Raw genomic sequence first — 12,707 nt, forward strand, 5'->3', positions numbered from 1 at the left:
TTGCGCTCGCCCGGGGGCCGTGAAAATCTCCCGGGAAAGCACCACACCTCCTCTGCTCGAAAGAGTGACGCCTGTGAACCCCGCGCGCCGTGGCGGCCGCTGACCCCTGGCTGCCGCCTGCCCACAGACGTCCTGTCACTCTTCTCGAGAAAGCTCGAACCTCACCATGGATCTGCGCATCCAGCGCTCCGTCGTGTCCTACCTCCGCACCCGTCCGAAGGTTCTGGAGATCGGCCCGTTCGTGGCCGGTTTCGACCCGGACACCGATAGCCCGTTCATCAACTACGCGACGCCGCTGCCCGGCGCCGCCGTCACCGCCGCCGACGTCCGTGGTCTGGTCGAGGCGTTCGCCGGGGCCGGCCGTAAGCCGCGCCTGGAGTACGTGACCAGCAGCTCTCCCGAGTTGGAGAACCTGCTTCTCGACGCCGGGTTCGCCGTCGAGGCACGGCACGAATATCTGGTCTGCACGCCGCAGTCTTCGAGTGCTTCGCGCGTACCGGAAGGGATCTTGCTCGTGGAACCGGACAGCGACCGGGACCGGGCCGCCCTGATTGTGACGCTCAATGAGGCCTTCGGCGAGGCGCCGCAGGCGACCGAGACGGACATCGCCCGGTTGCGCCGTGACCAGGACCGCGGCGGTCTCGCGCTCGCGGCTCTCGCCGCAGGTGGATGTGTCGGCGGAGGGCAGGCGATGCCGCCGCAGGACGGCGTGAGCGAGATCGGCGGCATCGGCGTGGCTGACCGATTCCGACGACGCGGGCTCGGCGGGGCGATCACCGCTGAGATCGCCCGGCGGATGTTCGGCCGGGGTGTCGAGATCGCCTGGCTGGAAGCCGGCGGTGACGACTCCTGGCGGGTGTACGAGCGGGTCGGCTTCCGTCCCGCCGGACGCCGCCTGTACATCTCCCGGGACTGACCAGAACGGCCAGCATCACCTGGCCCTACGTCTGATCTTCGGTGGGACCGTGGCCGCACGGTGCGACGATGGCCTTCATGACGGTCGACTACACGGTGCGGCTGCGGTTCTCGGACAAGTCCCAGGCCGCGTCCACGCACACCAACCTCTCCGCGGTACGGCTGGATCGGCGGGCCCTCTGGATCGCCGGCGACGAGACGGCCACCATCGAGCGGCTGCTCGCCGACGATCCGCAGCGGCCGGCCGAGTTCGGCGCGGAGGCGAGCTTCCGGCTGGCCGATTTCGTCAACCTGCCCGGCATCGACGCCGACGAGGAGGCCGACGTCGAAGGGCTGGCGCGGACCGGCAACTTCCTGTGGGCGGTCGGTTCGCACAGCCTGCGCCGCAAGCAGATCAAGGACCGGCACGCCGGGCAGAAGGCGCTGCGCCGCCTGGCCCGGGTGGAGGGCCAGGCCAACCGCCAGGTCCTGGTCCGGCTGCCGATCACCGAGGTGGACGGCGTGCCCACTCCCGTCACCGAACTCGAGGTCGACGGCGTGACCCACCGCGCGGCCGTCAACAGCCCCCGCGACGACCTGCGCCGGCTGCTGCGCGACGACGAGCACCTGGCGGCGTTCCTGCCGATCCCCGGCAAGGACAACGGCCTGGACATCGAGGGCATCGCGGTCAGCGGCGACCGGGTCTACCTCGGGCTGCGCGGGCCGGTGCTGCGCGGCTGGGCCTTCGTGCTCGAGTTGCGGCCGTACGTGTCCGAGAACGATCCCACCCGGCTGCGGCTGCGGCCGTTCGAGGACGGCCGGGTGTACCGCAAGCACGTGCTCGACCTGCAAGGCCTCGGCGTGCGTGACCTCTGCCCGCACGGCGACGACCTGCTCATCCTGGCCGGCCCGACGATGGACCTGGACGGCCCGGTGCGCATCTACCGCTGGCACGGCGCCTGCCGGGTGGACCAGCCCTCGATCGTCCGCGACGACCTGATCAGCCGCGAACTCGAGCTCACCTACGGCGAGGGCGACGACCACGCCGAGGGCCTGAGCCTGCTCGGCGACGACCGGGTGCTGATCGTCTACGACAGCCCGGCGGCCGCCCGCCTGACCGACGACGGCGCAGTGATCGCGGACGTGCTACTTCTACCGTCGTGAAAAATCTTGGAACAGCTCTGGTGACCGGCGCCTCCCGCGGGCTCGGCGCGCACATCGCGCGCCGGCTCGCCGCCGACGGACGGCCGGTCGCGATCAACTACCGCTCCGACGCGGCGGGCGCCGAGAAGGTCGCCGCCGAGATCATCGCCGCCGGCGGGCAGGCGGCGGCCCTGCGGGCCGACGTGACCGACGAGGCGGAGGTACGCGAACTCGTCGCCGCCGCCACCGAACAGCTCGGCCCGGTGCAGGTCGTGGTCGCCAACGCCACCGGCCCGCAGCCGACCGGCCCGGCCGAGGAGGTGAGCTGGCAGGACCACCTCGACCAGCTGGTGTTCTTCGTGAAGAGCCCGACGCTGCTGCTCCAGGCCGCTCTGCCCGGGATGCGCGAGCTGGGCTGGGGCCGGTTCATCCACATCGGGTCGGACTCGTTCGAGCGGGCTCTGCCGGGGGCTTCGGCGTACAACGCGGCCAAGGGCGCGCAGATCGGGCTGGCCCGGACCTGGGCGCGGGAACTGGGCCGTTACGGCATCACGGTCAACGTCGTGGCGCCCGGATGGATCCCGGTCGAACGCCACGGCGATGCTGATCCCGCCGACTACGTGGCGGACGTGCCGCTCGGCCGGATCGGCACCCCGGCGGACATCGCCGACGTGGTGGCGTTCGTGGCCTCCGACGCGGCGCGGTTCGTCACCGGCGAGCGGATCACCGTGAACGGCGGCCACACGATCGACTAGCCGGCGACCCGGCAGCACGCCCAGATGCCGTCCGGGGTGAGGTAACGGTCCAGGACCAGGCCCGCCCCGGACAACGCCTCCTCGAACTGCTCCGGCGTGAGCGGGCGGGAACGGAAGACCTGGGTCCAGGTGGCGTCGGGGAACACGTACTCGAACCGGATGCTGCGGGTGCCGTCGCCCAGGTCGTCGGAGGAGAGCGCGCGGGCGATGCCGTCGCCGGCCTTGGAGTCGCGGGGGACGCGCTCGTGCCAGTCCCTGCCCTCCCGCTGGATCAGGACCACGCCGCCGGGATTCACATGGCGGCGGCAGGTGTCGAGCAGGGCGGCGCGGACCGCGGGGTCGGGGGCGTGCACCAGGAAGGAGGAGAGCAGGACCACGTCGTACCGGTCGGGCAGGTCGAGGTCCTCGATGCTCGAGCAGACCGTCCGAACGTCGGTGATGTGTTCCAGCATCTCGGGGGACTCGTCGACGGCGGTCACCTCGTACCCCCAGGTGGTCAACGCCCTGGTCACCCGGCCCGCGCCGGCGCCCAGCTCGAGAAGCGTCGCCGGCGGCGGCTGCGCCGCGGCGATGATCTCCGGCTCGTCCCGCACCGGCAGCCGGGCGTACAGGTCGACTGCGCAACCGTCCGGGGTGAACTCGCCGGGACCGGTCCCGTCGTAACCGTCCTTCATGGCAGCAATCCTTCCAGCCCGGCTACCGTTCGGCGATGCGGCAGGTCTACGCCCACTGTTCCCGGTCCCGGCACGGCGATCACGACGGCCCCTTCGCCGGACCGGGTCGACGAGGTCCCTCACCAGCGGTGACCGGGTGTTGGAGTCCTCCCGCTGCGCCCGCGTCGACCAGGACGAACGACCACACGCCCGACGTCTGCTCCGAAACCGCTGAAGCAGCGCTCCGCGGGACATATTCTGCGGGCATGCTCGTCACTGTCGTCGCCGACTACGGAACCGGGGACCTCGCCTTCGCCGAGGTCCGGCAACGGATCGTCCAGCTGCTCCCGTCCGCCGAGGTCACGGCCGTGCCCGTCCCGGCCTTCGACACGGTGGCCGCCGGCTTCTGCGTGGCTCAGCTCGCCTTCGGCGAGGGACCATCAGACCGCATCGTGTACGCGAATGTCGCGCCCCGCCAGGACCGGGACGAGCCACGCGCCGCCAACGCCGGCGAACGGCTGGCCGCAGCCCGGCTCGACTCCGGTGTGCTCGTCGTCGGAGTCGCCTCCGGCGCCAGCCTGTCCTTCCTGGCCGCCGAGGGCGTGGCCGTCCGGGCCGTCCAGATCGCCGACGACGGTTCCCAGTTCCGCTCCCGCGACGTGTTCCCGGCCGCGCTCGCCGCCCTGGCCGAGGGAGACGACAGCCTGCTCGGCGCGGAACTGCCGGTCGCGCCGCCGCCCGAGCACGCGGTCGCCTACATCGACGGCTACGGCAACATCAAGACCACCTGGGACCAGGCGCCGGCGCAGGTCGGGTCGACCGTACGGGTACGCATCGGCGAGATCGAAGCCGAAGCCACAGTCAGCGACGGCGTCTTCGAGGTCCCCGCCGGCACGATGTCGTTCGCGCCCGGCAGCTCCGGCTGGAACGCCCACATCTGGTACGAACTGCTCTCCCGCGGCGGCAACGCGGCCGAACTGTTCGGCAACCCGCGCGCCGGAACGCCGATCGAGATCGTCGACTGAAGTGTCGTAGGGGGTCGCTACCGTCGTGCTCATGTTCCGACGGAAGCGGCTCAGCGGGGCGCCCGCCCTCAACCCCGACCCGACCGGCGGCGGCTGGACACCGGCCCAGGACCTGCTCTGGATCAGCGCAGCGCCACCCCGGCCCGGTGCGTGGGCCGCGCTGCAGGCGCAGCACCCTTCCAGCGGGTTGTGGCCGCTGCTGCTGTCCGGCCTGTCCAACCGCGAGCCCGACCGCCCGTGGCTGAGCGGCGAGCTCTCTCCGAAATGGCGGAAACTCTCCGCGCCCGCCGACCACGACCCGGCAGCGCTCCTGGCCGCGTCGTGGGCATCCTGCGTCCCCGAGGAGGAGGACGACGAGTCCGACTCGGACCGCACCGACCGCATCGCCATCACCGCCCCGTTCGGCGCAGGCTGGCCCGGCCTGGCCCCACCCAGCCCAGCCTCATTCAGCGCGGACTGGCCCGGCCTGGCCCCACCCAGCCCAGCCTCACCAGGCCTGGCCCCACCCAGCCCAACCTCGCCCAGCGCGCCGCAGGCCTCCCCCGCCGCCGTCTCCCCGGCCGAGCGAGCGGCCGAGGTCGCTGACTTCCTGCTCGGCGCCGGCTGGCTGACCGCGCCCCGGCTCGGCCTGGTGCCCGGTGCCCGCGGCGCGGACACCCCGACCGACATCGGCTGGACCGGCCCGCTCAACCACGAGCAGGACACCGCAAAGATCTCAGCGTTGCTACGCAGCTGGGAGGACCGATTCGGCACTCGTTTGATCGGCCTCGGTTTCGACACCGTCTACCTGAGCGTGGCCGCGCCACCGACCGACGTCGAGCACGCGCTGCGGGTGGCGGCCGAGCACTTCGCCTTCTGCCCCGACAACATCTGGCAGGGCGCCGGCTCCTTGGCGGACTACGCGAAGGACCTGGTGGACCAGCCGATCTGGACCTTCTGGTGGGACTGACATGCTAAGCCGAATCCTCCGCGACCTGACCCTGTCCGACTTGACCTTCGGCGGCGGCCCGCTGATCCTCGCGCTCCTGGGCTTCCTCCAGGCCGCCCGCGCCGACGAACCATACGCCCGCTGGTCCTGGACAGCCTGCGCAGTGATCATGCTGGCGGTCTGCGCCGCTTACCTGATCTGGGTCTGGCGCCGGCGCGACCACCTCCAGGACGAGTGAGACCCTTCCCTCCCCAGCATGCCCGCCTCCAGCACACCGGCGAAACGGGCCAGCGCAACCCAGACCCCCGCCGCCCCGTCGGTCACCGGCGGCGGCCCTCAAGATCCTTCCGAGCCGCCCGAAATCGCCGAAGCCACCCAGCGGTAGATCTGGCCGTCCCGCAGTTCGTGCTCACTCGCCCGAGCCGGCGGCGGCCCATCGGCCAGGCGGGCAAAGACCTTGTTGCGCCTGCGGATGGTCCGCCCACCCTCGGTCCAATGCAGATAGGGATGCAGAAGCTGAACGAGCGCCACCTGGTCGTCGCGTTCCACCGCAGCGATGACTTCACCGACGATATCCACGCGCTCAGTATCCGGCTGACCCGCAGCGCTGCCTCCGGCCGCGCGAAACAGCACGAGCGGTCAGCCGAGCACGGCGGCTGACCTGCAGTGCTGTATCCCGGCGAACGAAGCGACACTCACGGTCAGCTGGGCGTGGCGGCTGACCTGCAGTGCTGCATCCCGGCGAACGAAACGACACCCACGGTCAGCCCCGCCTCAGCGGCTGACGAGCAGGGCTGTTACGCAGGGCGGGGAGCGAAGCCCAGGGTCAGCTCGGTTGAGTGGCTGCCTCGCGGGGCGGGAGCGATGCGCAGAATCGAGGCGCGCGGGTCGAGGCGCGCAGGTCGAGGCGCGCAGGTCGAGGCGCGCAGGTCGAGGCGCGCAGGTCGAGGCGCGCAGGTCGAGGCGCGCAGGTCGAGGCGCGCAGGTCGAGGCGCGCAGGTCAGGGCGCCCAGGTCGGGATCCGCAGGTCGGGCGCTGCGGGGAGGGGGTGGGCGGCCACTGGAGGGTGGCCGCCCACGTGGGGTGTCAGGCGCCGCGCAAGGTGGCGCCGAAGCGGGACGCGGTCAGCGCGACGGCGGCGTCGCGGGCGGCGATTGTTTCGTCGGAGGTGAGGGTGCGGTCCGGGGCGCGGAACGTCAGCTTGTAGGCCAGCGACCGCTTCCCCTCGCCGAGCTGCGAGGACTCGTAGACGTCGAACAGCGCCACCGACTCGAGCAGGGTGCCGGCGCCTTCGGCCAGGGCGGCCTGGACGTCGGCGGCCGGGACGGTGCGGTCCAGGACCAGCGCCACGTCGATCAGCGCCGCCGGGAACGTGGAGATCCGCGGGGCGTCGATCACCGGGGCGGCCGGGAGCACGTCCAGGTTGATCTCCGCCGCCGAGGTGCGCTTCGGCAGCTCGAAGGCGGCGACCACGGACGGGTGGAGCTCACCCGCGTAGCCGATCACCGCGCCGTCGACCAGGATCTCGGCGCACCGGCCGGGGTGCCACGGGGCGCGCTCGGCTGCGCGTACCGCCAACCGCGAAGCGGGAATTCCCGCCGCGGAGACCGCGACGCGCGCCGCCTCGATGGCGTCGGCCCACCCGGCCGCGCGACCCTCGCCCCACCAGCCGGCCGGGTCCAGGTCGCCGGTGAGCACGACCGCGAGGTGCCACGGCTGCGCGGGCACGATCGCGTTGGCGGCCGTCCACTCCTCCTCGGTGGGACGCCGGTCGACGCCGAGCACGGGCGGCGCGGACGCCGCCAGGTGCGGCAGGAAGACCGTGCCGGTCTCGAAGAGCGCCACGTCCCGGCGTCCGCGGCCCAGGTTCCGCTTGAGCGTGCCCAGCAGAGGAGCCAACAGTGACGTACGCAGGAACGGCTCCTCCTCCGACAGGGGGTTGGTGAGCCGCACCGCACTGCGCCGGGGATCGTCCGCCGCCAGTCCGAGCGCGTCGGCCGTGCCGGGCGCGACGAACGGGTAGGACAGCACTTCGACGTACCCGTTCTCGGCGAGCGCCCGCCCGATCGAACGCCGCTGCCGCTGCGCCGAGGTGAGGCCGTTGCTGCTGCCGGCCGGCGGCAGCACGCTCGGGATGTCGTTGTACCCGCCGAGCCGCGCCACCTCCTCGACCAGGTCGATCGGCGCGAGCAGGTCGGGACGCCAGGTCGGCGGCACGACCGTCAGCTGCTCGTCGCCGCTGACCTGGCAGCCGACCTCGGTGAGCAGTTCGGCGACGCGGGAGGCGGAGTAGGGCAGGCCGATCAGCTGCGTCGGCAGGGAAGCCGGCAGGGTGATCGGCGACGGCGCGACCACGTGGTCGATGTCGAGGATCCGCTCGTCGACGGTTCCCCCGGCGTGCTCGGTGAGGATCTCCACGGCCCGCTGCAGCGCGGCGAGCGGCAGCTGCGGGTCGACGCCCCGCTCCCACCGCTTGGCCGCCTCGCTGAACAGCTTGTGCCGCCGGGCGGTCCGCCCGACCATCACCGGGTCCCAGTGGGCGGCTTCGAGGAGCACGTTGACCGTGCCCTCCTGCCATTCACTGGTCTCGCCACCCATCACCGCGGCCAGCGAGATCGGCCCGGTCTCGTCGCAGATCACCATGTCCTCGGCGTCGAGCACGCGCGCGACACCGTCCAGGGTGGTCAGCTTCTCGCCGGGGTGGGCGCGGCGCACCAGCAGCCCGCCGCGGAGCCGGTCCAGGTCGAAGACGTGCATCGGCTGGCCGTACTCGAGCATCAGGTAGTTGGTGATGTCGACGGGCAGCGAGATGGCCCGGATGCCGGCCGCGACGAGGCGCCGCTGCATCCACTCCGGCGACTGCGCGTCCGGGTCGATGCCGCGGACGACGCGGGCGGCGAACCGGTCACAGCCGATGGTGTCCTCGACGACGACGGGCCACGGGGCATCGGCGGTAGCGCCCGGCGCCGAACCCGACGCCGGGTCGGTGAACGGCACGGACAGGTACCCGGCCAGCTCCCGCGCGATGCCGCGGACGCTCATCTCGTATCCCCGGTCCGGGGTGATCTCGACCTCGATCAGCACCTCGTCGAGGCCGACGACCGGCCGCGCGTCGATACCCGGCACCAGGCCGTCGGCGGGCGGCAGCACGATGATGCCGGAGTGGTCGCCGGACAGGCCCAGCTCCGCCGCCGAGCAGATCATGCCGTTGGAGTTGCGCCCGTACGTCTTCCGCGCACCGATCTTGAACCCACCCGGCAGTTCGCCACCGGGCAGGATGACCACCACCAGGTCGCCCTCGGCGAAGTTCCGCGCACCGCAGACGATCTCCTGCGGCGCGTCACGGCCGACATCGACCGTGCAGAACCGGATCGGCTTCTTGAAACCGGTCAGCTCCTCGATCGTCAGCACCCGGCCGACGACCAGGTCACCGGTGACCGTGGCGGCCTGGTCGACGATCCCCTCGACCTCCATGCCGAGGTTGGTCAGCGCGGCGTCGAGCTCGGAAGCGGTGATCCCCGCGGGCAGCTCGACGTACTCGCGCAGCCACGACAGTGACGTCTTCATCGCTTCAGGACTCCATTCCGAAGTTCGTGGTGAACCGCACGTCGCCCTCGACCATGTCGCGCATGTCGCTGACGCCGTTGCGGAACATCAGGGTCCGCTCGACACCCATGCCGAACGCGAAACCCGAGTACCGCGTGGGGTCGATGCCGCAGGCGGTGAGCACCCGCGGGTTGACCATGCCGCAGCCACCCCATTCGACCCAGCGCGGGCCGTCGCGGTGCTGGGCGAACCAGACGTCGAACTCGGCGGACGGCTCGGTGAACGGGAAGTAGTGCGGCCGCCAGCGGGTCTTCGCGTCGGGGCCGAACATCGCCTTGGCGAAGTAGTCCAGGGTGCCGCGCAGGTGGGCCATCGTGATGCCCTCGTCGATGACCAGGCCCTCGATCTGGTGGAAGACCGGGCTGTGCGTGGCGTCCAGCTCGTCGGTCCGGTACGCGCGGCCCGGGCTCACGATGTAGATCGGCGGCTGCCGGTCCAGCATGGTGCGCACCTGGCCGGGCGATGTGTGGGTACGCATCACCAGGCCGGGCAGGTCCACGAAGAACGTGTCCGAGGAGCCGCGGACCGGGTTGTCCGGGCCGATGTTGAGCGCGTCGAAGTTGGCCCACTCCAGCTCCAGCTGGGGACCGTCGACGATGTCGTAGCCCATCCCGATGAACACGTCGCCCATGTGTTCCATGAGCGTGGTCAGCGGGTGCCGGGCGCCGCGCGGGCGGCGGCTCCACGGCAGGGTGACGTCGACGCGCTCCTCGACCAGCACGCGGGCGGCTCGGTCGGCCTCCAGCTCGGCCTGCCGGGCGTCGTAGGCGGCCTGCACGGCCTGCCGGGCGACGTTGACGCGCTTGCCGGCGTCGGATTTCGCGGCCGGCGGCAGCGAGCCGATCTCCCGGCGGGCCAGCGACACCGGGGAACGGTCACCCAGGTGCGCCGGCTTCAAAGAAAGAAGCGCATCGAGGTCGACAGCCGACGCGAACGCTTTCTCAGCGTCCGCGACCGCGCCCTCGAGCGACTCAGGCGCCAGCAGGACAGCCTGCTTCGGATCGTACGGATCGTTGCGGTAGGACATGGTCGGGCGAACTCCCTCACACCTGATGAGCCATCGGGCAGTCTACGGAGGCACGGCTGGGCCGCAGCCCGCCGGTCAGCGGAGTTCGCGCAGGAGAGTGTCAGGCCTGGCGCCCGCAACCAGCGGGCCGCATAAACAGGTGACCTGACATGCGGCCCAGCATACCCTCAGCGCTGCGCGCGGGCCGACGCATATAGGCAGACCGCGGCGGCCGCGGCCAGGTTCAGACTCTCCGCGGCGCCATAGATCGGTACGCGCACCCGGCGGTCGGCCGCGGCGAGCATCGCCTCCGGCAGCCCGTGCGCCTCCGACCCGAACAGCCACGCGGTCGGCCGGTCCAGCAGGCCGCCGTCGAGCAGCGAGTCCACGTCGTCCTCCCCGGCGCCGCTGGTGGCGAGCACCTGCAGACCGGAGTCCTGCAGCAGGTCGATGATGGTCAGCGGGCTGCGGACGACGTCCACATGGAACAGCGAGCCGGCTGAGGCGCGTACACATTTGCCGTTGTAAGGGTCGACCGCGTCGCCGGCGAAGATCACCGCATCGGCGCCCGCGGCGTCGGCCGTGCGCAGGACGGTCCCGGCATTGCCGGGGTCGCGGATCTCCGCGACCACCGCGACCAGCCGCGGCTGCTTCACCAGGGCTTTGCCGATCGGTACGTCGACCTGCTCGCAGACCGCGACCAGCCCCTGCGGGTGGACGGTCTCGGCGAGCGCGTTCAGTGCGTCGTCGGTGACCGGCGACACCTCCGGCGCCTGCGCCACGAGCTCGGGATACCGGTCCAGTGCGGACCCGGTCCCGAACAACTCCAGCACGACGCCGGCGGCGAGCGCCTCGCGGACCGCCTGCGGCCCTTCGGCCAGGAACCGGCCACTCTGGTCACGATCCTTACGGCGCTGCAGGCGCCGGGCCGCAACAATGCGGGGAGTACGCGGTGTGTACATCTGCTCCGACCTGAAAGCGAAGAGCTGAAGCGAAGAGCTGAAGCGAAGCTGCGGACAGCGAAACGCCCCCCGACCAGGGGCCGGAGGGCGTCTCGAAACGTGCTACGCGAAATCAGGCAGCCTGAGCGGCAGCGCCGCCGGTGCCCTCGGCCGCGACGGCCGCGCGAGCGATCTCGACGATGGCCGCGAACGCCGCCTCGTCGTGGACCGCGAGGTCCGCGAGGATCTTCCGGTCGACCTCGACGCCCGCCAGCTTGAGACCCTGGATCAGGCGGTTGTAGGTCAGGCCGTTGGCCCGGGACGCCGCGTTGATCCGCTGGATCCACAGCTGGCGGAAGTCGCCCTTGCGGTCACGGCGGTCGCGGTACGAGTACTGCATCGAGTGCAGCACCTGCTCCTTGGCCTTGCGGTACAGCCGCGAGCGCTGGCCGCGGTAGCCGCTCGCGGTCTCGAGCAGAGTGCGGCGCTTCTTCTGGGCGTTTACCGCCCGCTTGACGCGTGCCATTTCAAGTACTCCTTAGGGGAACTGGTCAGGCGCGCGTCAGCGGCCCAGAAGCTTCTTCACTCGCTTGGTGTCGGCCTTGGCCACAACGACCGTGCCGGTCATCCGACGGGTGACGTGGGAGCTCTTGTGCTCCAGCAGGTGACGCTTGCCGGCCTGCTCGCGCACGATCTTGCCCTTGCCGGTGACCTTCACCCGCTTACCCATGCCGGTGTGGCTCTTCATCTTCGGCACTTGACGCCTCTTTCTGATCTTTCCCCGTGACCGGGGGGCACGGGAAAATACTGTCTACTCTGCTGTGGCTGTGGTGTCGGCCGGAGCAGCCGGTGCGGCCTCGGCGACGTCGCCTTCACGCGGTTCCCGCGGCGGGCGCGCGTTCGCGGCGATGGTCGCTGCCGCCGCGGCCTTCGTGGCCCGATGCGGAGCAAGCACCATGATCATGTTCCGGCCGTCCTGCTTGGGACTGGCCTCGACGAAGCCGAGTTCCGAGATCTCCTCGCTGAGCCGGCGCAGGAGCCGGAAACCCAGCTCGGGGCGGCTCTGCTCACGACCACGGAACATGATCGTCACCTTGACCTTGTCGCCCGCCTTGAGGAACCGAACGACGTGACCCTTCTTGGTCTCGTAGTCGTGCGGGTCGATCTTCGGACGGAGCTTCATTTCCTTGATGACGGTCTGCTGCTGGTTGCGCCGTGCTTCGCGGGCCTTGAGTGCGCTCTCGTACTTGAACTTGCCGAAGTCCATGAGCTTGCACACCGGCGGCCGCGCCATCGGAGCAACCTCGACCAGGTCCAGGTCGACGTCCGCAGCCAGTTGGAGAGCGCGCTCGAGCGGCACGATGCCGACCTGCTCACCCTCCGGACCGACCAGGCGGACCTCACGAGCCCGGATCTGTTCGTTCACGCGTGGTTCGACGCTGATGGGGCCTCCTCAGAACGTTGTTCTCTCACCCACAACGCTTTTGCGCTGCAGATGATGCCAATGGCGGTCGGCCCCGAGTGTCCCGCTGGAGGCGGGACGCCGGGAAAGCAGAAGGCCCCAGCGCATGCCGGGGCCCGCTCGACCGGTCATCGGCGTCCTGAAGGACGCACGCCCAGCACGAGGCTGGGGAGACCGGACCCAGCCACATCAAGTGACTCGGGTGGGAACCTGCGGGCTCCTCTTTCGCGCCCGCGCTGCGCTTTCCGAAGATCAAAAGCGAGGCGCAGGCGTGGTCGACTGCCGGCAAGTCTA

The 12,707-nt window shown here is 71.0% G+C and carries 14 protein-coding genes; 6 read left to right on the forward strand and 8 right to left on the reverse strand.

What is annotated here, in order from left to right; all coding sequences use genetic code 11:
* The first annotated feature begins 166 nt into the window (after window positions 1–166).
* The 3 genes from OHA21_RS28395 (at window position 167) to OHA21_RS28405 (ending at window position 2,792) form a co-directional block, all read left to right on the forward strand.
* Window positions 167–916: a GNAT family N-acetyltransferase gene (locus OHA21_RS28395; protein WP_328459918.1), complete on the forward strand. Its 750-nt coding sequence runs from the start codon at window positions 167–169 to the stop codon at window positions 914–916.
* A gap of 68 nt (window positions 917–984) precedes the next feature.
* A complete protein-coding gene (locus OHA21_RS28400) occupies window positions 985–2,058 on the forward strand; it encodes a DUF3616 domain-containing protein (protein ID WP_328459920.1) in 1,074 nt (357 codons plus the stop codon).
* Window positions 2,055–2,792 carry an SDR family oxidoreductase gene (locus tag OHA21_RS28405; protein WP_328459922.1) on the forward strand — a complete coding sequence of 246 codons (738 nt, stop codon included), beginning with the start codon at window positions 2,055–2,057 and terminating at the stop codon, window positions 2,790–2,792. Before OHA21_RS28400 ends, OHA21_RS28405 begins: the two co-directional genes overlap by 4 nt.
* Here OHA21_RS28405 and OHA21_RS28410 read toward each other — a convergent pair.
* Entirely contained in the window at window positions 2,789–3,466 is a 678-nt protein-coding gene (locus OHA21_RS28410; RefSeq protein WP_328459924.1) for a class I SAM-dependent methyltransferase, read from the reverse strand. The genes OHA21_RS28405 and OHA21_RS28410 overlap by 4 nt on opposite strands.
* A gap of 245 nt (window positions 3,467–3,711) precedes the next feature.
* Between OHA21_RS28410 and OHA21_RS28415 the strand changes: the two genes are divergently transcribed.
* From OHA21_RS28415 to OHA21_RS28425, 3 genes are read left to right on the forward strand one after another with little or no spacing between them, the layout of a single operon-like run.
* Window positions 3,712–4,470, forward strand: a complete 759-nt coding sequence (locus OHA21_RS28415; protein WP_328459926.1) for an SAM hydrolase/SAM-dependent halogenase family protein — start codon at window positions 3,712–3,714, stop codon at window positions 4,468–4,470.
* Window positions 4,471–4,501: 31 nt separating this feature from the next.
* Entirely contained in the window at window positions 4,502–5,419 is a 918-nt protein-coding gene (locus tag OHA21_RS28420; RefSeq protein ID WP_328459928.1) for a DUF4253 domain-containing protein, read from the forward strand.
* Window position 5,420: 1 nt separating this feature from the next.
* Window positions 5,421–5,636: a hypothetical protein gene (locus OHA21_RS28425; protein WP_328459930.1), complete on the forward strand. Its 216-nt coding sequence runs from the start codon at window positions 5,421–5,423 to the stop codon at window positions 5,634–5,636.
* A 98-nt stretch (window positions 5,637–5,734) separates the two neighbouring features.
* Here the strand turns inward: OHA21_RS28425 and OHA21_RS28430 are convergent, their stop codons facing one another.
* The 7 genes from OHA21_RS28430 to infC all read right to left on the reverse strand — a co-directional run bounded on the left by OHA21_RS28430 (window position 5,735) and on the right by infC (window position 12,377).
* Complete coding sequence (locus tag OHA21_RS28430) at window positions 5,735–5,977, reverse strand: nuclear transport factor 2 family protein (protein WP_328459932.1); 243 nt, start codon at window positions 5,975–5,977, stop codon at window positions 5,735–5,737.
* Between the two features lie 507 nt (window positions 5,978–6,484).
* Window positions 6,485–8,965, reverse strand: coding sequence for a phenylalanine--tRNA ligase subunit beta (gene pheT, locus OHA21_RS28435; RefSeq protein ID WP_328459934.1), 2,481 nt, complete (start codon window positions 8,963–8,965; stop codon window positions 6,485–6,487).
* A gap of 4 nt (window positions 8,966–8,969) precedes the next feature.
* Entirely contained in the window at window positions 8,970–10,031 is a 1,062-nt protein-coding gene (pheS, locus tag OHA21_RS28440; protein ID WP_328459935.1) for a phenylalanine--tRNA ligase subunit alpha, read from the reverse strand.
* Window positions 10,032–10,198: 167 nt separating this feature from the next.
* Window positions 10,199–10,972 (reverse strand): TrmH family RNA methyltransferase, encoded by a 774-nt coding sequence (locus OHA21_RS28445; RefSeq protein WP_328459937.1) that lies wholly within the window; start codon window positions 10,970–10,972, stop codon window positions 10,199–10,201.
* Between the two features lie 112 nt (window positions 10,973–11,084).
* On the reverse strand, window positions 11,085–11,477 hold the full coding sequence (rplT, locus tag OHA21_RS28450) for a 50S ribosomal protein L20 (protein ID WP_196418026.1): 393 nt from the start codon (window positions 11,475–11,477) through the stop codon (window positions 11,085–11,087).
* A 36-nt stretch (window positions 11,478–11,513) separates the two neighbouring features.
* Window positions 11,514–11,708 (reverse strand): 50S ribosomal protein L35, encoded by a 195-nt coding sequence (rpmI, locus tag OHA21_RS28455; protein ID WP_196418025.1) that lies wholly within the window; start codon window positions 11,706–11,708, stop codon window positions 11,514–11,516.
* Window positions 11,709–11,762: 54 nt separating this feature from the next.
* Complete coding sequence (infC, locus tag OHA21_RS28460; protein WP_328459943.1) at window positions 11,763–12,377, reverse strand: translation initiation factor IF-3; 615 nt, start codon at window positions 12,375–12,377, stop codon at window positions 11,763–11,765.
* Window positions 12,378–12,707: the final 330 nt, after the last annotated feature.

It is taken from the genome of Actinoplanes sp. NBC_00393 (assembly GCF_036053395.1).
In the GTDB taxonomy this organism is placed as follows: domain Bacteria; phylum Actinomycetota; class Actinomycetes; order Mycobacteriales; family Micromonosporaceae; genus Actinoplanes.